22 protein-coding genes and 1 rRNA gene are annotated in these 18,617 nt (G+C 63.9%); 14 read left to right on the top strand and 9 right to left on the bottom strand.

The annotated features are described in order from the left end of the window. Positions 1-239 precede the first annotated feature (239 nt). Positions 240-358: ribosomal RNA gene (gene rrf / locus KBX14_RS05480) — 5S ribosomal RNA — on the top strand. Between the two features lie 235 nt (positions 359-593). Here the strand turns inward: rrf and KBX14_RS05475 are convergent. Continuing rightward, the gene (locus KBX14_RS05475; protein WP_256042001.1) at positions 594-1,571 is read right to left on the bottom strand and encodes a pseudouridine synthase; all 978 of its coding nucleotides are present in this window, start codon (positions 1,569-1,571) and stop codon (positions 594-596) included. Between the two features lie 22 nt (positions 1,572-1,593). On the opposite strand from KBX14_RS05475, the gene KBX14_RS05470 reads away from it, so the two are divergent. The 4 genes from KBX14_RS05470 to KBX14_RS05455 all read left to right on the top strand — a co-directional run bounded on the left by KBX14_RS05470 (position 1,594) and on the right by KBX14_RS05455 (position 3,895). Further along, a complete protein-coding gene (locus KBX14_RS05470) occupies positions 1,594-1,740 on the top strand; it encodes a hypothetical protein (RefSeq protein WP_168156154.1) in 147 nt (48 codons plus the stop codon). A 76-nt stretch (positions 1,741-1,816) separates the two neighbouring features. Next, positions 1,817-2,710: a universal stress protein gene (locus KBX14_RS05465; protein WP_070361739.1), complete on the top strand. Its 894-nt coding sequence runs from the start codon at positions 1,817-1,819 to the stop codon at positions 2,708-2,710. A 142-nt stretch (positions 2,711-2,852) separates the two neighbouring features. Beyond that, positions 2,853-3,122, top strand: a complete 270-nt coding sequence (locus tag KBX14_RS05460; protein WP_070361740.1) for a GlsB/YeaQ/YmgE family stress response membrane protein — start codon at positions 2,853-2,855, stop codon at positions 3,120-3,122. A 140-nt stretch (positions 3,123-3,262) separates the two neighbouring features. Continuing rightward, positions 3,263-3,895 (top strand): TetR/AcrR family transcriptional regulator, encoded by a 633-nt coding sequence (locus tag KBX14_RS05455; RefSeq protein ID WP_070361741.1) that lies wholly within the window; start codon positions 3,263-3,265, stop codon positions 3,893-3,895. Here the strand turns inward: KBX14_RS05455 and yidC are convergent. Then, positions 3,858-4,964, bottom strand: a complete 1,107-nt coding sequence (gene yidC / locus KBX14_RS05450) for a membrane protein insertase YidC (protein ID WP_070361742.1) — start codon at positions 4,962-4,964, stop codon at positions 3,858-3,860. The two genes, KBX14_RS05455 and yidC, sit on opposite strands and share 38 nt — an antisense overlap. Before the next feature lie 16 nt (positions 4,965-4,980). On the opposite strand from yidC, the gene KBX14_RS05445 reads away from it, so the two are divergent. Continuing rightward, positions 4,981-5,772: a class E sortase gene (locus KBX14_RS05445; protein WP_070361743.1), complete on the top strand. Its 792-nt coding sequence runs from the start codon at positions 4,981-4,983 to the stop codon at positions 5,770-5,772. Between the two features lie 3 nt (positions 5,773-5,775). Beyond that, positions 5,776-5,928, top strand: coding sequence for a hypothetical protein (locus KBX14_RS05440; RefSeq protein WP_168156155.1), 153 nt, complete (start codon positions 5,776-5,778; stop codon positions 5,926-5,928). A gap of 4 nt (positions 5,929-5,932) precedes the next feature. On the opposite strand, the gene KBX14_RS05435 is transcribed toward KBX14_RS05440, so the two are convergent. Next, positions 5,933-6,493, bottom strand: a complete 561-nt coding sequence (locus tag KBX14_RS05435) for a DUF2020 domain-containing protein (protein WP_083291002.1) — start codon at positions 6,491-6,493, stop codon at positions 5,933-5,935. Between KBX14_RS05435 and KBX14_RS05430 the strand changes: the two genes are divergently transcribed. Together KBX14_RS05430 and KBX14_RS05425 are read left to right on the top strand one after the other, a co-directional pair. Next, positions 6,492-7,754: a sensor histidine kinase gene (locus tag KBX14_RS05430; protein ID WP_070361744.1), complete on the top strand. Its 1,263-nt coding sequence runs from the start codon at positions 6,492-6,494 to the stop codon at positions 7,752-7,754. The genes KBX14_RS05435 and KBX14_RS05430 overlap by 2 nt on opposite strands. Beyond that, on the top strand, positions 7,751-8,389 hold the full coding sequence (locus KBX14_RS05425) for a response regulator transcription factor (protein ID WP_070361745.1): 639 nt from the start codon (positions 7,751-7,753) through the stop codon (positions 8,387-8,389). Before KBX14_RS05430 ends, KBX14_RS05425 begins: the two co-directional genes overlap by 4 nt. On the opposite strand, the gene KBX14_RS05420 is transcribed toward KBX14_RS05425, so the two are convergent. Both KBX14_RS05420 and KBX14_RS05415 read right to left on the bottom strand, forming a co-directional pair. After that, entirely contained in the window at positions 8,386-8,706 is a 321-nt protein-coding gene (locus KBX14_RS05420) for an Lsr2 family protein (RefSeq protein WP_256042000.1), read from the bottom strand. The genes KBX14_RS05425 and KBX14_RS05420 overlap by 4 nt on opposite strands. 93 nt (positions 8,707-8,799) lie before the next feature. Then, positions 8,800-9,429, bottom strand: coding sequence for a DUF6474 family protein (locus KBX14_RS05415; RefSeq protein WP_070361747.1), 630 nt, complete (start codon positions 9,427-9,429; stop codon positions 8,800-8,802). 86 nt (positions 9,430-9,515) lie between these two features. Here KBX14_RS05415 and KBX14_RS05410 point away from each other — a divergent pair, with 86 nt between their 5' ends. Next, positions 9,516-10,994: a TM0106 family RecB-like putative nuclease gene (locus KBX14_RS05410; protein ID WP_370687062.1), complete on the top strand. Its 1,479-nt coding sequence runs from the start codon at positions 9,516-9,518 to the stop codon at positions 10,992-10,994. Positions 10,995-11,019: 25 nt separating this feature from the next. Here the strand turns inward: KBX14_RS05410 and KBX14_RS05405 are convergent, their stop codons facing one another. Continuing rightward, complete coding sequence (locus tag KBX14_RS05405; RefSeq protein ID WP_256005694.1) at positions 11,020-12,195, bottom strand: MFS transporter; 1,176 nt, start codon at positions 12,193-12,195, stop codon at positions 11,020-11,022. A 520-nt stretch (positions 12,196-12,715) separates the two neighbouring features. After that, a complete protein-coding gene (locus KBX14_RS05400) occupies positions 12,716-13,318 on the bottom strand; it encodes a superoxide dismutase (protein WP_070361750.1) in 603 nt (200 codons plus the stop codon). Between the two features lie 84 nt (positions 13,319-13,402). Here KBX14_RS05400 and msrA point away from each other — a divergent pair, with 84 nt between their 5' ends. Genes msrA through KBX14_RS05385 form a run of 3 tightly spaced genes read left to right on the top strand, consistent with a single transcriptional unit; the run spans position 13,403 to position 15,698 of the window. Beyond that, positions 13,403-14,044, top strand: coding sequence for a peptide-methionine (S)-S-oxide reductase MsrA (gene msrA, locus KBX14_RS05395; RefSeq protein WP_256008286.1), 642 nt, complete (start codon positions 13,403-13,405; stop codon positions 14,042-14,044). Then, positions 14,005-14,772: a glycerophosphodiester phosphodiesterase family protein gene (locus KBX14_RS05390; RefSeq protein ID WP_256041999.1), complete on the top strand. Its 768-nt coding sequence runs from the start codon at positions 14,005-14,007 to the stop codon at positions 14,770-14,772. Before msrA ends, KBX14_RS05390 begins: the two co-directional genes overlap by 40 nt. Before the next feature lie 20 nt (positions 14,773-14,792). Beyond that, on the top strand, positions 14,793-15,698 hold the full coding sequence (locus KBX14_RS05385) for a DUF5926 family protein (RefSeq protein ID WP_256005690.1): 906 nt from the start codon (positions 14,793-14,795) through the stop codon (positions 15,696-15,698). Positions 15,699-15,737: 39 nt separating this feature from the next. On the opposite strand, the gene KBX14_RS05380 is transcribed toward KBX14_RS05385, so the two are convergent. Together KBX14_RS05380 and KBX14_RS05375 are read right to left on the bottom strand one after the other, a co-directional pair. Next, on the bottom strand, positions 15,738-17,000 hold the full coding sequence (locus KBX14_RS05380; RefSeq protein WP_070361753.1) for an LCP family protein: 1,263 nt from the start codon (positions 16,998-17,000) through the stop codon (positions 15,738-15,740). After that, positions 16,997-17,692: a CPBP family intramembrane glutamic endopeptidase gene (locus KBX14_RS05375; RefSeq protein ID WP_070361754.1), complete on the bottom strand. Its 696-nt coding sequence runs from the start codon at positions 17,690-17,692 to the stop codon at positions 16,997-16,999. The genes KBX14_RS05380 and KBX14_RS05375 overlap by 4 nt, the downstream gene beginning before the upstream one ends. 18 nt (positions 17,693-17,710) lie before the next feature. On the opposite strand from KBX14_RS05375, the gene pheA reads away from it, so the two are divergent. Then, positions 17,711-18,601: a prephenate dehydratase gene (gene pheA / locus KBX14_RS05370; protein ID WP_070361755.1), complete on the top strand. Its 891-nt coding sequence runs from the start codon at positions 17,711-17,713 to the stop codon at positions 18,599-18,601. Positions 18,602-18,617: the final 16 nt, after the last annotated feature.

The following is an 18,617-nucleotide window of genomic DNA, read 5'->3' as shown; positions in this document are numbered from 1 at the left end:
GGGTTGATAGGCCGGATCTGGTAGCACTGTGAGGTGTGTAAGGTGACTGGTACTAATTACACCGAGACTAAAACAAAACACATGGTGTGCATTGTTTATGGTCAAATTATTGAGTGTTCTTCCGCGAGAAGAGAGTGTTTGCGTCCACTGTGCAGTGTCTGGCATAACATGCCTGTGCTGATTATTTGAATATTGTCGTTGTTATCAACAGTATTGTGTTGGCACGATTTTTTGGTCGTGTCGGTGGTTGATGGCGGCGGGGAAACGCCCGGTCCCTTTCCGAACCCGGTTAGCTAAGCCCGCCCGCGCTGATGGTACTGCACCTGGGAGGGTGTGGGAGAGTAGGTTACCGCCGGCCTATAACTTCATTTTATTGTGTGTGGTGGGTGTGTGTTGTTGTGGCACATGCTCACCACACTTTTTTGTTTTGGTGGGGGTGTGGTGTGGCTCGGGTGTGGGGTGTGTGCACCAGATTCCTTTACGTAGGGGGCGTGAGCTGGGGAAACGTCACCGCACAGTCTCGAAGACCCGGAATGTGGTGCACAGCTGCCTCGGCTACCGTTGGAGACACACTATTGGTACTCCGAGAGGGTTTATGGCCAGGGCACCGATGGGTCGGTCGTGAAGTGGACGGCCTTGCTGGAGAGCGGGTCGGTGAAGGCAACGGAAATGCATTCCAACAGCATTGGTTTGGTGAAGTCGTCCTCCCCAAAAGGATGTGGGACGGGGTAGATAGAGTCGCCGATGATGGGCACCCCGGCATCCAACATCTGGATTCTCAGTTGGTGCGTGCGTCCACTGATCGGTTCGAGGAGATAGCGCCCGAGCGGCTCTTCCACTCCGTAGCGTTCTTGAAGCACTGATTCTTCGTTCGAAGGCAAACGGGACGCGCCAAGGAACAGCGTCTCTGAATTGGGTTCCGCGCCGCGGACAATCTTGGAAGCAATTTCGCCGTGTTCTTTGACGATGTGATGCCGCCAAGGTCCGGCAGGTAGCGAAGGATCATAAGGAGCAACCGCGGAATACAGGCGGCGGACTTCACGGCGGGCGAACATGTCCTGGTACGCCCCGCGGACGTCACGGCGCTTCGTCAGTAGCAACAAGCCACTCGTCATCCGGTCCAAGCGGTGGGCCGGTGTGAGCTCCTCGTTGCCGGCCTCGCGGCGAAGGCGGACGGTGAGGGTCTCGGTGATGTGGGCGGCTCGTGGCATCGTCGCTAAGAAGGGTGGTTTGTTGACGATGAGGACGTTGTCGTCCTCGAACACGACGGTGGGAATGAAGGGGACGGGGGTTTCGGGGGCGGGGCGTCGATAAAAGAAGACGTCCGTGCCTGGCTGCAAAATATCGTTGGGAGAGAGCGGGGTGCCGTCGCGCAGGACGACTTCGCCGACGGCGAAGCGCTGGAGGACGGCTGCGGCGTCGTCATCGGGGTGGCGGTGGCGCTGCCCCATGATGACTTCGGTGAGGAAGTCGCCGGCGGTAATGGGGGCGTCGGGGACGCGGACTCGTGACGCGCCGAGGCCATCGCGCGGAGGCAGTGGCGGGGGCGACTTCCTTCGTTTTCTACTCATGTCCTTTGCTAGATTAGTCGCTATGGATCTTGGAGCGATGTTGCAACCAGTACTGGCGTTCTTCAATGAAGGTATCGGGAAGGTGATCGCGGACGTGTTGCGAGCACTCTATGAGACGTTCTTCCCTGCGAACTCTGAGGGCGCGAAGCCCGTGGAAATTCCCAAATAAGGGCCACGATATCGATGTGGGTTTTGTCTACAATGGGGGTAGAAACTGCCTACCTTCTTGAGAAAGGGCGAAACACATGTCGAATGAAGAAATGGTCGTTGTAGCTGTGGACGGAAGCCCGGCTTCCCACAACGCGGTCCGCTGGGCGGCGAACACTGCTGCGAAGCGCGGCATCGCGCTGCAGCTGGCTGCAAGCTACACCATGCCGCAGTTCCTGTACGCGGAGGGGATGGTTCCGCCGAAGGAGCTGTTCGACGATCTGCAGAAGGAAACCATCCAGAAGGTCGAGGAGGCGCGTGACATCGCGCTTGAGGTCGCCCCAGATATCAAGATTGGGCACGCAATCGCGGAGGGATCCCCGATTGACATGCTGCTTGAGATGTCGCGTACCGCGACCATGATCGTGATGGGGTCGCGTGGCCTTGGCGGGCTTTCCGGGATGGTCCTCGGCTCTGTGTCTGGTGCGGTTGTCTCCCACGCAAGCTGCCCGGTTGTGGTGGTCCGCGAGGACAACAACGTGACGGAAGAGAATAAGTACGGCCCTGTCGTAGTCGGCGTTGATGGCTCTGAGGTTTCCCGCCACGCAACGGAGGTCGCCTTTGAGGAGGCGCACGCTCGCGGTGCGGAGTTGATTGCGGTGCACACCTGGATCGATACGCAGGTGCAAGGGCCGGGCGCTGGGTTCTCTGTCACGGACGAGCACTGGAAGGCTGTGCAGGAGGAGAAGGACGAGATCCTCAATGGCTACCTGGAGGACTCCGCCGCGAAGTACCCAGATGTGCAGATCCGCAAGGTGATTACGCGTGACCGTCCAGTCCGCGCACTGACCGAAGCCGCTGAGGGTGCACAGCTCCTGGTCACCGGTTCCCACGGTCGTGGCGGGTTCAAGGGCATGCTGCTCGGCTCGACGTCGCGTGCGCTGCTGCAGTCCGCGCCGTGCCCGATGATGGTTGTTCGTCCGAACGACTAATCTCGCGGCACGCAACCAAGTCCCAGCGGTGCCGTTCCCGGATCGTTACCTGTTGGTGTCCGAATCGTAGTGGCATTATGCCCGAATAGGAGGCACCATGGTCAGTAGACATTAAACGATCGTTATAGAAGGGAACGTAGACATGCTGGGACTTGGCTTTTTCGGCTGGATTATTATTGGTGGACTTGCAGGCTGGATTGCCTCGAAGATTAAGGGCAAGGACGCCGACATGGGCATCGGCCTGAATATTATTGTCGGCATTATCGGTGGTCTGATTGGCGGCTGGTTGCTGGCGAAGTTCGGAGTGGACGTCGACAATGGCGGACTCTGGTTTAGCTTCTTCACCTGCATCCTTGGTGCGGTGATCCTGCTGACCATTGTCAACTTTGTGAAAGGCAAACAACGCCAATAGCCAGTAGCGCGAAAAGCGCGTGATGTATGTACCGGCCGGAGGGGCACACCCCCGGCCGGTATTTTTCTTTTCAGAAACTACGGTACGCGGTATGGTGAACGTACTGGTTTGTCTACTAGAGATTTTGGAGGAGCAGTCGCGTGAGCAGCGGTACAACCAGCAAGGCAAAGAGTGCTTCCAGGAGGCGGAATCGTCCCAGCCCCCGGCAGCGGCTGCTGGACGCCGCCACGAAACTCTTCCAAGAAGAAGGCATCCGCGTCATCGGTATTGACCGTATTTTGAGGGAGGCGGACGTCGCGAAGGCGTCGTTGTACTCTCTGCTTGGGTCGAAAGACAACCTGGTCATCGCGTACATTGAGCGGCTGGACGAGGAGTACCGGCAGCGTTGGGCGGAGCGCACCGAGCATGTCTACGACGCGGACGGCAAGGTGCTGGCGTTCTTCGACATGGCGATTGAGGAGGAGCCGGACCGGGAATTCCGTGGCTCGCCGTTCCTGAACGCGGCGAACGAGTATCCGCGCCCGGACACGGAGTCGGAGGAGCGCATCGTTGCGGCGTGTAAGAAGCACCGCCAGTGGATGTACGACACGATTACGCACCTGCTCAGCGTGAAGAACGGCTACAACTCGGCCTCGCAGACAAATGAGCTTTTGATCTTCCTCGACGGCGGACTGGCGGGAGCCCGCTTCGTGCGCGATACCGCGCCGCTGGAAACCGCTCGTTCGTTGGCGAAAGCTACGCTTGGGACTCCTCCTGCTGACTATTCGATTTAGCCTCCCGCTGCACTTTCGACCGCTCTTTTTCGATGGCCTTTTTGGCGCGCTTTTCCTCGCGCTTGGCCTCGGCAAGGGCGGATTTTTCTGCGCGGATGTCGCGGCGAACCGCTGGGATGGTCGTTGGTCGCACGAGCGCGCCAGCCTTCTTGCGGCGCCAGGTCCGCTTGCGCTCCCGCTTCTCCCGCTTCTTTTCGACGTACGCTTCGCGCGCCTCGCGTACATGGTTGCGGTGAATCTCCTCGGATGGGAAACGCTTTACAAGCAACGCCCAGAGCAGAACGGTCTGTGAGGCAGTCCAGAAGTTGTTGACTACCCAGTACAGCAGTAGCGCGATCGGTACGAGGCCGAGCAGGCCCGCCGTGGTCAGGGACAGCGCAATGAAGGGGATCATCCAGTACAGGAACCGGTAGCTGCCGCGGGTGAACGCGTTTTCCCACTCGAGGGTGGTGCGGTTGCGGATCTGGGAGAGCAGCAGGTTGATGCTGGTGAAGCAGATGGCGGCGATGAGCATCGGGATGGCCAGGCCGCGAACGGCGTCGACCGTGGTGCCGAGGGAGGCAAACTGCTCGGGTGTCATGGAGACGTAGGCGGGGAGGGGGACGTCGAAAAGCGTGGTGTTGCGGAAGCTTTCGATCTCGTCTGGGGTGAGCAGGCCGATCCGGTGGGCGTCGCCGACGTCGGGGACGGCGAGCCAGTACAGCAGGCGGTACAGGCCGAAGAAAAACGGCAGCTGGATCATGGCGGGAACGCAGCCGGCGAGCGGGTTGTAGCCGTGCTCGCTGCGGAGTTTCTTGATGGCTTCGCGCTCCGCCTCGATGTCCTCGAGTGCGGTGGAGCTGCCGTAGCGGTCCGCGATGGCTTTCATGTGCGGGCGCATCATGTAGCTGGTGCGGCCTACCTTGTACGTCTTCCAGGAAAACGGTGCGATGGCGCCGCGCACTGTGATGACCAGCAGGATGATGGATGCGATCCAGGCGCCAGAGACGGGGGCGCCGAGGACGTCGGCGAGGAGCCAGTGCCAGAACTGCAGCACGGCGGATACGGGATAGACGAGGATTTCCATCATTCGCTAATGTTAGGCCATGGTTTACCAACAACCCAGACGCAAGGTGCGCGCCTCCCAGGTGTTCGGCGAGGTGCTGCTGACCATCGGGGCGTTGTTGTTGCTGTTCGCGTTTTACGAGTCCTATTGGACGAATATCGCGTCCGGCAAGATGCAGAACGAAGCGCAGGACACGTTGTCGGAGCAGTGGAAGAACCCGCGCCAGCTGCGCGCGCCACAGCTTGGCGACGCATTCGCGCGCATGTACATCCCTGCGTTCGGGTCGGACTACCAGTTCGCCATCATCGAGGGCACCGACGAGAACGAGTTGTTGGTGGGTCCGGGCCGCTACCCGGACACGCAGATGCCGGGCGAGCCGGGCAACTTCGCGGTGGCGGGCCACCGCGTGGGCAAGGGAGCGCCGTTCAACGACCTTGGGGCGCTGAACAGTTGTGACGCCATCGTGGTGGAGACACAGGATTCCTGGGTGACGTACCGCGTGCTGCCGATGGGCCTGGACCCGCAGGAGCGCCGGGACGTGGCGGCGGGCTGCGTGCCAGCCGAGATCAACGAGCCGATCGCGACGGGCGAGTACCGCAACGTGGTGGGCAGGCACATTACGCTGCCGGGAGACGTGAACGTGATCAACCCGATCCCGGAGCAGCCCTCCATTGAGGTGCGCCCGGACATGCTGGGCATGATCACGCTGACCACGTGCCACCCGCAGTTTTCGAACGCGGAGCGCATGATCATCCACGCCGTGCAGACTGAGGTGCTGGCGAAAACACCGGGCGAGCAAACGCTGCCGCAGGCGATGTCGGAGGTGAAATAGACAATGTATGGAGCACTTTGGCGGATGCTGCCGGGGCCTACGCCGGTGAAGTGGCTGCTCGCGATCGTGATCGCGGTGGCCGTGTTCTTCCTGCTGATGGAAGTGGTGTTTCCGTGGGTGTCGGCGCAGATGCCCTACAACGACGTCGCAGTGTAACGCTCTAGAGCTGCAGGTTCTTGATGGTCTCCTCGGCGACGAGCTGCGCCTTGATGGACTCGTCCTGGTTGGTGAACACGGTCACGGCCGTGTTGCCCTTGGCCACGGAGTAGGCGGCGCCGATCCGGTTGGGCACGGCGCCGCCGCCGTGGCGCCCGCCGTTCCACCCGGCTGGCTGGTTGGCGGGCTCGGTGTAGTCGATGGGTGTTGCCCAGTCGACTACGGCCATGGCGTCCTCGGGGCTGTCCATGTGCCGCACGATGACGGTCAGCTGTGGCTCGGGCGGGTAGGACCAGAACTGGCAGGCTGGGGGGTCGAAGCGGGCGTCGATACCTACGCCGGTGACGCGCTGGCCGTTGGCGTCGGCGACCCAGTCGGTGTCGAGGTATGGGCAGGGCTGCCACGCGTTGCGGTCGGTGGCGGGCAGGGCGTCGAGAGGCAGGGCGGCTTGTTGCTTCTCGACGCCCCCTTCGCCCGCGGGCGCCGGATCCGGGTCGGGGGCGGCGCACCCGGCGAGGACGCCAAATGCCATGACTGCTGCGAGGGTGGGTAGTGTCAAACGCATGGGTTCCAGATTAGCTGTGTTGTCGCCGGGCCCCGGCGAAACCACTGAGGTGCCGGTAAACCGTTCTTTGGATATCGGTATCACGGTGTTGTCGGTGTCGCTGGTGCTGGTGTCGCTGGCGGCGCTGGCGCGGATGTCGCTGGATGAGGCGCTGCTGCACATCACTCTGGTGACGACGTTTTCCTTCCTCCTGTTCTACGGGATGACCGAGATGCACTACTGGGCTACCCCGGGCCGCGTGCTGTGGCTCGTGGGGCTGACCGGCGTGTGGATGCTGGACACGACCATCTCCGTGGTTGCGATGTACTGGGTGTTCATCCTGTTCTTCGTGTACATGCGGGCGTTCAACGACTGGCGAGGTATTGCCGGGGTTGCTGCTGGGCTTGTGATCACGGTGCTGATACAGCTGCCGGATCATCTCACGCTGGGCAGCGTGTTGGGGCCGGCGCTGTCGGCGGTGGTGGTCCTGGCGATCAACTATGCCTTCACCACGATTACGAAAGTGAGCGACGAGCGCGCCGAGCTCATCAACGAGTTACTGGAGACACGCGAACAGCTAGCAACTACGGAGCGCGCAGCCGGTGTGGCGCAGGAGCGGGAACGGCTCGCGCACGAGATTCACGACACGGTGGCGCAGAACCTGTCCTCGATCCAGATGCTGCTGCACGCCGCGGAGCGCGACCTGTTGGCAACGGACCTTTCGGAGGAAGAGCTGGCGGCGCCGTTGAAGAGGATGGAGACGGCACGCAGGGCGGCGTCGAGAAACTTGGCGGAGACCCGTGCGATTATTGCGGCGCTGACGCCGGCGCCGCTGAGCACGACGTCGCTGGAGGAGGCACTGCGGCGCATCGCGGCGGACTTCGGTACGACGGGCGACATGGACATCGAGGTGGAGGTCGACGGTGAACCGCAGCAGCTGCCGATGCGGATCGAGGCCGGCCTGCTGCGTATTACGCAGGGCGCGGTGTCGAACGCGGTGAAGCACTCCGAGGCGAGCCGCATGCGCATCACGCTGACGTTTGGGGATGACGAGGTCCGCCTTGATGTGGTGGACAACGGCAAGGGCTTCGACGTAGCGAGCCAGGCCAAAAAGCCCTCAGGGTTAGGCCATTTGGGTCTCGATGCGATGCGTTCTCGGGCCGAGGAATTGGGCGGTGAGCTGGCAATTGAGTCCCAGCCCGGCGGGCCGACAGCACTTTCTGTGGCGGTACCGAGTAGTATCAAACAAAAGACTGACCAGGTGGAGAGGAAAACTTCATGATTCGTGTGTTGCTGGCTGATGACCATGAGATCGTCCGGCTGGGGCTTCGGGCCGTGCTCGAGGAGGCCGAAGACATTATGGTCGTCGGCGAAGTTGCCACAGCTGAGGGCGCGATCGCGATGGCGCAGGCCGGTGGCATCGACGTGATTTTGATGGACCTCCGCTTCGGCGCGGGCGTCGAGGGCACCCGCGTGACCACGGGCGCGCAGGCAACGGCGCAGATTATCGCCTCGATGACGAACCCGCCGAAGGTGCTCATGGTGACCAACTACGACACCGACGCCGACATCCTTGGCGCGATCGAGGCCGGAGCCGTCGGCTATCTGCTGAAGGACGCCCCGCCGGAGGAGCTCGTCGCCGCGGTGCGCTCCACCGCGCGTGGCGACGCCACAATGTCCCCGGTGGTGCGCGAGCGCCTCGAGACGCGCGACCGCACTCCGCGCTCCTCGCTCACGCCGCGTGAGCTGGAGGTGCTGCAGTTGGTGGCGGCGGGGTCGTCGAATAGGGAGATTGGCACGGAGCTCATGCTTTCTGAGGCGACCGTGAAGTCCCACCTCGTGCACATTTACGACAAGTTGGGTGTGCGTTCCCGTACTTCCGCCGTGGCGTCGGCGCGCGAGCAGGGCGTGCTCTAGTAGTAGGGGTGGGCTTCGTGGAACGCTTCCACGATGCCGAGGGGGATCTTGCCGCGGTTGGCAATGGGCAGGCCTTCGGTCTGCGCCCAACGGCGGATCTCGGCGGGGTCAAGGGCCCGATCGGTCGCGTCGCACGCCTCCCTAGCTGCTTCGACGTACGGCTTGAGCTGCGCCAGGAAGCGCTCCGCGTTCTCCGGCTTGAGGTCCAGCACGTAATTCTTCCCCTGTAACCCGAAGCGGATCACGCGAACATCCGCCTCGTGCAGGGGCGTGTGGTCCAGGGCATCGAAAAACTGGGTGATATTTTGCCGGGCCATGAAGGCTGTCCTTTCTCCGGTACTCCCAAGAACGATACTTGGGAGTAGTGTTCGCGTTTGGAGGAAGTCTAGCAAATACTTTGGCCAATAATATTAATTAAGTTTCTTCTGCACTTCCGCGGACAGTTTCTGCAGGTCTTCATCAATAGAGTTGTGTGCCAGGCGCTGCTGTACCGGGTTCATGTGCTCGGCGTTTTCCACCGCGGTCTGCAGCTCCGCGAGGCGGACCTTCGCGTCGGTGGCGAAGCCCTTCGGCAGCTCGGCGGTCTTGACCTGGCCCTCGAGGGCGTCGACGCGCGACTTCAGCTGCCCGCCGCGCTCAGAAAAGCGCGAGACCTCCTGGGAGGACAGGCCGACGCTCTGCGCGCGCTGTTGTACCTGCTTCTGCTGGTAGGACGTCCAGCCCTTGTAGAACAGCGGCAACAGCACCGGCAGGAGCAGACGGGTCGCGCCGAGCCACTGCTTGGCTTTCTTCTTCGTAATGCCGGATTCCTCAATGCGCTGCAGATGTGCCTTCGCTAGCCGCTCCTCGTGCTTGCGCTTCTGCTTCAGGCCCTGCTTCTCTGCCTTCAGCAGGCGCTTCTCGGCCTTGTCCAGCAGCTTTGCGGTGCGGAAGTCCTGCTTCGCCTCCTCCTTGGCAAGCTTGCGGGCGTGCGCCTGCGCGGCCTTAATCTCAGCCTTGGCCTTCGTGCGTGCTTTCCGGATGGATTTGAACAGTCCCATGCGAGTTAACTCCTTTACGCTTCAGCGTTCGTTTGGACACCAACCTTACCTGTTTCTCCACTGCGCCTAGTAGAATATTGCCCATTGTGAGTACGTCGAAGCGGCAGGATGGCACACGCATGCGGCCGTCGGATCTTGTGGGGTGCCGCTTCCGGTTCCGCCGGAGGTGCCAGTTCCCGGACTACCCGTCGCGCGAGGAGGCTGAGGCGCACATGCCGCAGCGCATCGCGGTGCAGGAGGCGGTACTCGCCCAGCTGCCTACCAAGCCAGCGCTTGGCGACGGCCGGCGCCGCCTCTTCACCCGCGCCGACGCCGCGGACGCCACCACCGAGGGCGTCTTCGACTTGATGCGCCGCGGCACCCACCTGATCACGCGGGCGACGCTCCATGGGGACATCGCCGGGGTGGCGGTCGAGGTGGACGTCGACATCCTGGTGCGCACCGCCGACGGGTACGTGCCAGTGATCATCTCGAACCACAGAGTCGCGCGCACGCACCCGACCTCGACGCTGCAGGCCGTGCCGGTTGGGCGCCTTGGGCTGGGGGCGCCACTGCGGGTAGCGGGCAAGTACCGCCACCACACCGTCGACGGCTACCGGCTGGCCATGGCGCACCTCCTGCTTGGGGAGCGCTCCGCGGGCCGCGGCGGCGTCATTGGGCAGGATAGGTCGCTGGCGTACGGAGTGGACGTCGAAAAGTATGTCGCGCCGCTGCTGCTCGCGCTCGCCGAGCCCACGCCCGAGCACCCAACCCGCTACAAACAGTGCGCCACCTGCAGGTTCTGGCCGCTGTGCCTGCCTGAGCTCGAGGCGCGCGACGACATCTCGCTGGTGCTGCCCGGCGGCAAGGGCGACCGCTTCCGCGCCCAGGGCATCACGACGGTCCAACAGCTTATCGACGCCCAGCTCGGCGAACCTTCCCGCATCGCCGAAGCCTGGCGCGCCGGGATCCCCCTGCTCAGGAGACCGGGGCCGATCGGTATTCGCCGCGCGGACGTCGAGATCGACATCGACATGGAGTCCTACATGGACCAAGGCGCCTACCTGTGGGGCACCTTCGACGGCGAGCGCTACCGGCCGTTCGTGACGTGGGAGGAAGTCGGCGGCGACGCGGAGGAAGCCAACTTCGGTGCGTTCTGGCGCTGGCTCCTCGACCAGCGCGCCCAAGCCCACGCGGAAGGCAAGACCTTCGCCGCCTACTGCTACGCCGCCGCCGGCGAAAACCACTGGCTGCGCATGTCCGCGCAGCGCTTCGCCAGCATCGACGCCAAGGAAGTCCAGGAGTTCATCGCCTCCGACGAGTGGGTCGACGTGTTCGCGGCGGTGCGCAAGCACCTCGTCGGTACCGACGGGCTGGGGCTGAAGGTGCTCGGGCCCATCGTCGGCTTCCACTGGGAGGACGACGACATGGACGGCGAAGCCTCCATCGACCGCCGCTTCGCCGCCGTCCGCGGCGACGAGGACGCAAAACAGACCCTACTGCAGTACAACGAAGACGACTGCCGGGCCACCCGTGCCGTCCGCGAATTCCTTGCCGCCGACGCCCCCGGCATCCCTTTGCTCTAGCTTTGGGGGTTTAGCGCCTGGTGTTTTAACGCCTGGTGTTGCGGGCCACTGCCGCGGTAATCAGCACCAGCACCACAACGAGGCAGGCCAGCACCATCGTGAACCCGGCCCAAGGCAGCAGCTCGTACACCCAGCCCGACGCCGCCCCCACCATAGAGGACCCCATGTAGTACCAGAACACGTACATGCTGGACGCCTCCGCGCGGTCGCGCTCCGCGATGATGCCCACCCACGCAGAGGCCGTCGAGTGCATCGCGAAGAAGCTCGCCGTAAACACCAGTAGACCGGCCAGCAGCGCCACCAGGTTCGGTATCGCTGCCAGTATCAGGCCCACCACCATGAGCGACGCGCCCCCAATCACCACGTGCCCGCGACCGTACTTGCTCACCAGCGCACCCGCACGCGACGCCGACCACGTCCCCGACAGGTACAGCAAAAACGCCAGCCCCACCAGCGACGGCGGCAGGCCAAAGTAGTCAATCGCGCGGAACCCCAGGTAGTTGTACAGGGAGACGAACACGCCCATCCCGATGAACGCCGTCGCACATAGCGCCAGAATCCGCGGGTTCCTCGCGTGCCGAACCATCGCGCGGAACTCATTACCCGGCCGCAGCTTCGCCTTCGGCGTGAAGTTCCGCTGCGCAGGAAGCAGGATCGCCGTTGCAATCGCCAGTGCAAGCGCCGTCACGCTACTGGCCGCGAGCGCCCACCGCCACGACGTGACCGCCAGCAACCCCGTCGGGATCAACCTACCCGTCAGCCCGCCGATTGTGTTGCCGGCGATGTACAAGCCCATCGCGCCGGGCAGGTCCTTGGCGTCGAGCTCCTCGGAGAGCCAGGTCATCGCAACGGCCGGGGTGCCTGCAATCGCGACGCCTTGCAGGGCTCGCAGCAGCACCAGCTGTTCCATCGACTGTGCCAGCGGCAACAACAGGCCAATGCCCGTTGCCACCAGCGCCGACACGATCAGCACGCGCCCGCGCCCATACTTCTCCGAAAGTATCGACGCCGGCACCACACACAGCGCCAACCCTCCCGTCGCCGCCGACACCGTCAGCGCCGTCGTGGACGGGGAAGCGTCGAACGCCTCCGCCAGGGTGGGGAGTAGCGCCTGGGTGGCGTAGAGGGCGTTAAAGATTCCGAGCCCGGCGAGCAGCATCGCAATCGTTGCGCGACGATACTCCGGGCTCCCTTTCTTCATGCTCCATATCCTGGCACTTTGTGGCGGGGACCTCAAGGAGCGTTCAGGATGCGTGCACCACATTCCTGGTTTTGGTGGACGGATTTGTAAAAGCCCAGGTCGGTTTGTGTGCGTGGTGGAATGTGGTGCGCAGGTCGTGAGACGGCCACCCGAAAACCGCTCCCGTCGACCTCTTTCGGTCGACCAACCCTGGTCAGCGCAAAATCGACAAAAACGTACCAAAATGACCGAAAACGCCGTGACCTGCATCGGTCGACCGGAGCAGGTCGACCGGAACGCAGAACCGCCGAAACAGGGAACAGGCCCGGTTAACCCCGTCCCCTACCCCCTCTTGCGTGACAGGTTAGCCTACCCTAATATTCCTAGTGGGTCCTGGTTCCTTCAACGGACTCGTCGTGAATACAGATAAAACCCGCCGTGTTTCATACCCCTGTATGAAACACGGCGGGTGGCCATGTAAAGCGCTCCTCGCGAGAGCGCCTTTAATCTAACAGAATTACATGGCGTTGTCTATACCGACTTACTTGGAAGCCGCTGCGAAGCGCTCGTTGACGTCGTCCCAGTTGACAACGTTCCACCAAGCCTTGACGTAATCGCCCTTGACGTTCTTGTACTGCAGGTAGAACGCGTGCTCCCACATGTCGAGCATCAGCAGTGGGGTGAAGTCAACGGAGATGTTGCCCTGCTGGTCGGTGAGCTGCTCAATGATGAGGCGGCCTGCGATGTGGTCGTAACCCAGGACTGCCCAGCCGGAGCCGTGCAGGCTTGTTGCAACACCGGAGAAGTGTGCCTGGAACTTCTCGAAGGAACCGAAGTCGCGGTCAATTGCCTCGGCGATTGCGCCGGTTGGTGCGCCGCCTGCGTTCGGTGCCATGTTCTTCCAGAAGATGGAGTGGTTGGTGTGGCCACCCAGGTTAAATGCCAGGTTCTTGGACAGTGCACGCAGCTTGTCTGGGTTGGCGTCGCCGTTGCGCTCTGCTTCGAGGGCCTCGAGGGCGGCGTTTGCGCCAGCGACGTAGTTCGCGTGGTGCTTGTCGTGGTGCAGCTCCATAATCTCGGCCGAGATGTGTGGCTCGAGTGCGTCGTATGCGTATGGGAGCTCTGGAAGTTCGTAAACAGCCATTGTCAGTTCCTTTCGTTTGGGGGTTGGTGACGTGCCCCATAATAGACAAGAATCACATTCCCGCAATGGCGTACGCTAACTTTTATGGGTTTCTTGTTTGCACCGGAGCCGAAGCTGGTTCCTGAAGATCGCACGTTGCCGGGTCGTGACGAGCCGGTGTTGGCGCATCCGTGTCCGCATGCTGTGCTGGGGACGCCGATTACTGGCCCGTGGCGCGAGGGCCAGCGCCGCTTGCTGGTGGGCATTGGGTGTTTTTGGGGTGCTGAGAAGATGTTTTGGCAGATGGAGGGGGTGGAGTCGACGTCGGTTGGTTATGGCGGGGGTGTGACGCCGAATCCGACGTACCGAGAGGTGTGCAGCGGGCAGACGAACCACGTTGAGCTGGTGGAGGTGGTCTACGACCCGGAGCGTGTCTCGTTGAAGGAGTTGGTGCGTGCGGCGCTTGAGGCGCACGATCCGACGCAGGGTTTCCGTCAGGGCAATGATGTGGGGACGCAGTACCGCTCGGCGTTTTTCACCGACACGGAGCACGAGGCGCAGGACATCAAGGGGTGGGTTGCGCAGTACGGTGAGCAGCTTGTCGACGTCGGCTATGCCCCGATTACGACTGAGGTGCGATGGGGCGTCGATTATTACTTGGCGGAGGATGAGCACCAGCAGTACCTGCACAAGGTGCCGAACGGGTATTGCCCGCACCACTCGACGGGCGTGGAGTGTGGAATCTAGTGTTGCCGAAGATTGTGGCGCATCGCGGCTTTTCGGCGATGTACCCGGAGTCGACGCACCTGGCGTTCGAGGCTGGCCTGAAGCTGCCGATCCACGGCGTGGAGTGCGACGTGCGGCTGACGCGCGACGGGCGCCTGGTGGTGTTCCATGACGGACTGGTGGACCGCACGACGGACGGGATGGGACGCGTATCCACGATGGACTTCTGCGACCTGCGCGAGCTGAACTGCGGCACCGATGAGTGCCCGCAGCAGGTGATGCTGCTCGAAGAGCTGCTCGAGCTGCTGCAGGACTACCCGGACAAGCACCTCTATATTGAGACGAAGCACCCGACGCGCTACGGCCCCGAGGTGGACGAGGCGACGTTTCGGGCGCTGGCGTACGCGGGCATGCTGGATTCGGAACAGGTCGCGATCATTTCTTTCTCGCATAAGGCGGTGCGGTATTTCACGCGGATGACGCCGAACCTGCTCACGTATTACCTGTTCAGGGTGCGTGAGGCGAAGTGGAACCCGAAGAGTGTGATGCTGTCGAGCCCGTATGGGATTGGGCCGGGGCTGGCGCATGTGCAGCGGCGCCCGGAGCTGATCGGCAAACATGGGTGTCCGACGTACGTGTGGACGGTCAACGACCCGAAGGATATGCGGTGGTGTGCCGAAAACGGCATCGCTGCGATTGCGACGGACCACCCGCAGCTGGCGCTGCAGACGTACGCAGGGCTGCTGTAGCGCCTGTACGATGTGTGTCTATGGCTAAAAAGAACCGTAGAAAGCAAGAGAATCTCCCAGAGGGAATGAGCCGCCGCCAGGCGAAACTCGCTGCCCGCGCCGCTGAGCGCGAGGCGCTGCAGAAGGACCCACGCCCGTACGAGGGCCTGGCCGCTGAGGCCGAGTTGGTGGCGCTGCAGGAGTTCGTGCCGTCCGCAACCGCGCAGGTGACCGTGAAGGACACCCCGGTGCAGCTGGTGACGGTGCTGCCAGGCGCCGTTGCGGCGATGGTGCGCGAGGGCGGCGAGCGCCTGGTCGCGCTGCAGGTTGCTGCGCACTCCCAGAACCCGGGCCGCGACCTCGCGTACGCCCTGAACTGGGTGCTGAGTGCCAAGGAGGGCGAGCAGCTCCAGTCCACCGCGGCCGACGGCCAGCAGCCGGCCCTGAAGGACATCTTCCCGGCTGACGACGCCTTGGACGTCACCTCCTACGACGACTTCTCCTGGTGGTTCCCGGAGGACGCGCAGATCCCGCCGCAGATCCAGCAGGCGATGGCGGCCGCGAACGACGCCGTCATCCCGTCCGTCGAGGTCAAGTCGGACGCGCCGGGTGCAGTGTGGTGGGTCAACCCGGGCGGCGGCAAGGCGCACATCCGCTGGGTGCGCACCGAGGATAACGAGAACCAGATGCTCTCGGCGCTGGCGCGCATCGCGGCGCGCGGTGAGCTCAACCTGGGTGAAGGCACGAAGTTCGCTGGCGCGTTCCGCACCCATGGTGTTGTGGTCCCGGTGTGGGACCTGGACCCGGCGGTGGAGCCTGCGTCCTACGCGGATGCGTTGGTGGCGCTGAACAAGGCCATCGAGGCCGAGTACGCGAACGAGGCCCAGCTCAGCGCCGACGAGCGCAAGCAGCTGGACAACATCAAGTCCCGCCAGGTCACCATCTAAACAGAGGGCGACCGGGCTACACGGGGGCTATTCGGGGGCCTACCTGAGTGACGAGAAGAGCTGCTCGGCAGCGACCTCGTCCCACAGGATCACGTTGCCGACGTCCGCGTCCATAAACCCGCCCACCGGGATGGTTTCCGTGTTCAGACCCATGCTGAACGCCAGCCCGATGCGGGCCAGGTTCCATACGTGGTCCTTGCTGCCCACGGTGAACATGGCCGGGGCAGTCCACAGCAGTGGCAGCGCCCGGAAGGGGTTGAGCAGCACGCCGGGAGAGAGGATGCGGCTGGTCAGGGCGCCGAGGAACTCGCGCTGGCGCCCGACGCGGTCCAGGTCGCCCTGGGCGGTGGCGCGGGTGCGCACGTACCCAAGGCCGGTCGCGCCGTCCATCGTTTGGCAGCCGGGCTCGACGAACAGGTTGGCCAGCGGGTCCTGGATGGGCTCCGCCACGCAGATTTCTACGCCGCCGACGGCGTCGACGATGTTTGCCAACCCACCCATGCCGATTTCCGCGTAGCGGTCCACCCGCAGGCCGGATGCCTGCTCAACGGTCTGGATGAGCAGCTGCGGGCCGCCGTAGGCGAACGCCGCGTTGATCTTTTCCTGCCCGTAGCCGGGCACGGCCACATAGGAGTCGCGCGGGATGGACACCAGCGTCGCCTTCCCGAACAGCGGCAGGTGCAGCAGCATGATCGTGTCGGTGCGGGTGGTGCCCAGGTCGCCGCCGGTGCCGAGGCGCGCCGCGTCCTCCTCGCTCAGGCCCGTGCGCGAGTCGGACCCGACGAGCAGCCAGTTCGTGCCCGAGGTGTTCGCGATGCGCTCGGCGGGCAGGGCGTCGACGCGGGAGAGTCGGGCGTCGACAAGGAAGGTGAGGGCGAGCAGCACCACGAGGAGGGCGGCGAGCAGACGGCCGCAGCCACCTTTTCGACGCCCCCTCCGCCGCTGCGTGCGCTGCCGTGGGGGTCGCTGTGGCCGCTGCGTGACCTGCATCGGGACGTGCTCGCGCTCCGGGCGCTGCTGCGGCGGCCTGTGCTGCGCTGGACGTTGCTGCGCCGGGTACTGGCGCGGCCGGTATTCGCGCGGTTCGTAGTCGCGCGGGTTGTACTGTCGTGTTTCCTGCGGCTCGCGCCGCTCCGGCCGGATGGCTGGCCGTTCCTGCCAGGCAGGGGGCCGTTGCTGCTCCCGCTGCGGGCGACGCTTCCGGATGGGGCGTCCGTAGCGGTCCACGAGCGGTTGGCCGTCCCTGCCAAGCACGAAGTCCTCGAGGTTATCCCGGGGATCGTTGGAATGCGGCGTACTCATGGCAACAGTGTAGACGGCAGGAGTGGGTAGGCGAGAAAAGCGACGGCGTCGATAAGGAAGTGTGCGAGGATGAGTGGCCAGACTTTGCCGGTGCGGTGGTAGTAGTAGGCGAAGACGGCGCCCATCGCGAGGTTGCCGAAGCCCGCGGAAACCCCCTGGTAGAGGTGGTAGGAGCCGCGCAGGATCGCGGAGGCGGCGATCGTGGCGGGTACCGACCAGCGCATCTGCCGCAGCCGGGTGCAGAGGTACATCACCACCACGACTTCTTCGGCGAACCCGTTGGCGAACGCCCACAAGAGGGAAGTGGGGATCTGGACAGCCTCGGTGGTGGGGATGACTACCTTGGACCAGCCGAAGCGCACCGCCCCGATGTAGAGCGCCAGCCCCGGGATGCCGATAAGTGCCGCGAACCCGGCGCCGCGCAGCCAGTCGCGCCACTTCGGCGCAACCCACGCGGTGCCCAGCAGGTACCACGCCAGGCCACCCCACCCGATAAGCGAAAGGGCTGAGACCGCCTGGAGCGCCACGTCGAGCCAGCCGATGGAGCTCGCCTGGGAGTAGAGCGTCGTCGATTGCTCGTTGAGGGGCGCCTGCAACAGCGAGTCGACTAGACGCAGCGCGGCGCGCAGCCCGCTGGCGCCGAAGGTGACGGCCAGCACAAGGAGGACTTCGACGCGGTACCGAGTGTGCATGCAGGCTACAGTAGCCCCATGACAACGATTGCGTACCTCGGCCCGGCGGGAACGTTCACGGAGCAGGCCGTCTGGAACTTTGACCTGCCCGACCCGCAGCTTGTGCCTGTGGATTCCCCGGCGGAGGCGCTCAACGAGGTGCGCGCCGGGCGCGCGGACTACGCGGTGGTTGCGGTGGAGAACTCGGTTGACGGCGCGGTCACCGCGACGACGGACGCACTGACCGAGGCGCCCGGGGTGCAGATTTACGGTGAGACCGAGCTGGAGATCGCCTTCGCAATCATGACGCGCCCCGGTGCTTCACTTGTCGACGCCACCCGCTTCGCCACCCACCCCGTGGCCTACCAGCAGGTCAAGCGCTGGATGGCCGACCACGCCCCGAACGCGACCTTCCACCCGACGACATCGAACGGCGCCGCGGCGCAGCTCGTCGCTGAGGGGGAGGCGGACGTGGCCGCGGCCCCGGAGCGCGCGGCGGAGCTGCTCGGGCTCGAGGTGCACGCGCGCGGCGTGGCCGACTTGTCCACGGCGCGGACGCGCTTTGTGCTGGTTGGTCCGTCCGGGAAACCAACGCCGCGTACAGGCAACGATAGGACGTCGATCGTGTTCCAGACCCCGAACGAGCCTGGCACCCTGGTGGCGGCGCTGCAGGAGTTCGCGTTCCGCGGCGTGCACCTTTCCCGTATTGAGTCACGCCCAACACGCAAGGAGCCGAACACGTACTCCTTCCACGTGGACATCGTGGGGCATATCGACGACACCGCCGTGGCGGAGGCGCTGCGGGCTGTGTACCTGCGGTCCTCGCAGATTACGTATCTGGGGTCGTGGCCGTGCGCGCAGCAGGCCACGTGGCCCAGCGGCAACCCGCGCCTGGCGGAGGCCCAGGCATGGGTGGACGGGCTGCGCTAAGCAGGGATAGCTTCGG

The organism is Corynebacterium sp. CCUG 61414 (genome assembly GCF_024453945.1).
GTDB lineage: Bacteria > Actinomycetota > Actinomycetes > Mycobacteriales > Mycobacteriaceae > Corynebacterium > Corynebacterium pseudogenitalium.
This window is presented reverse-complemented; position numbering and strand designations above follow the sequence as displayed.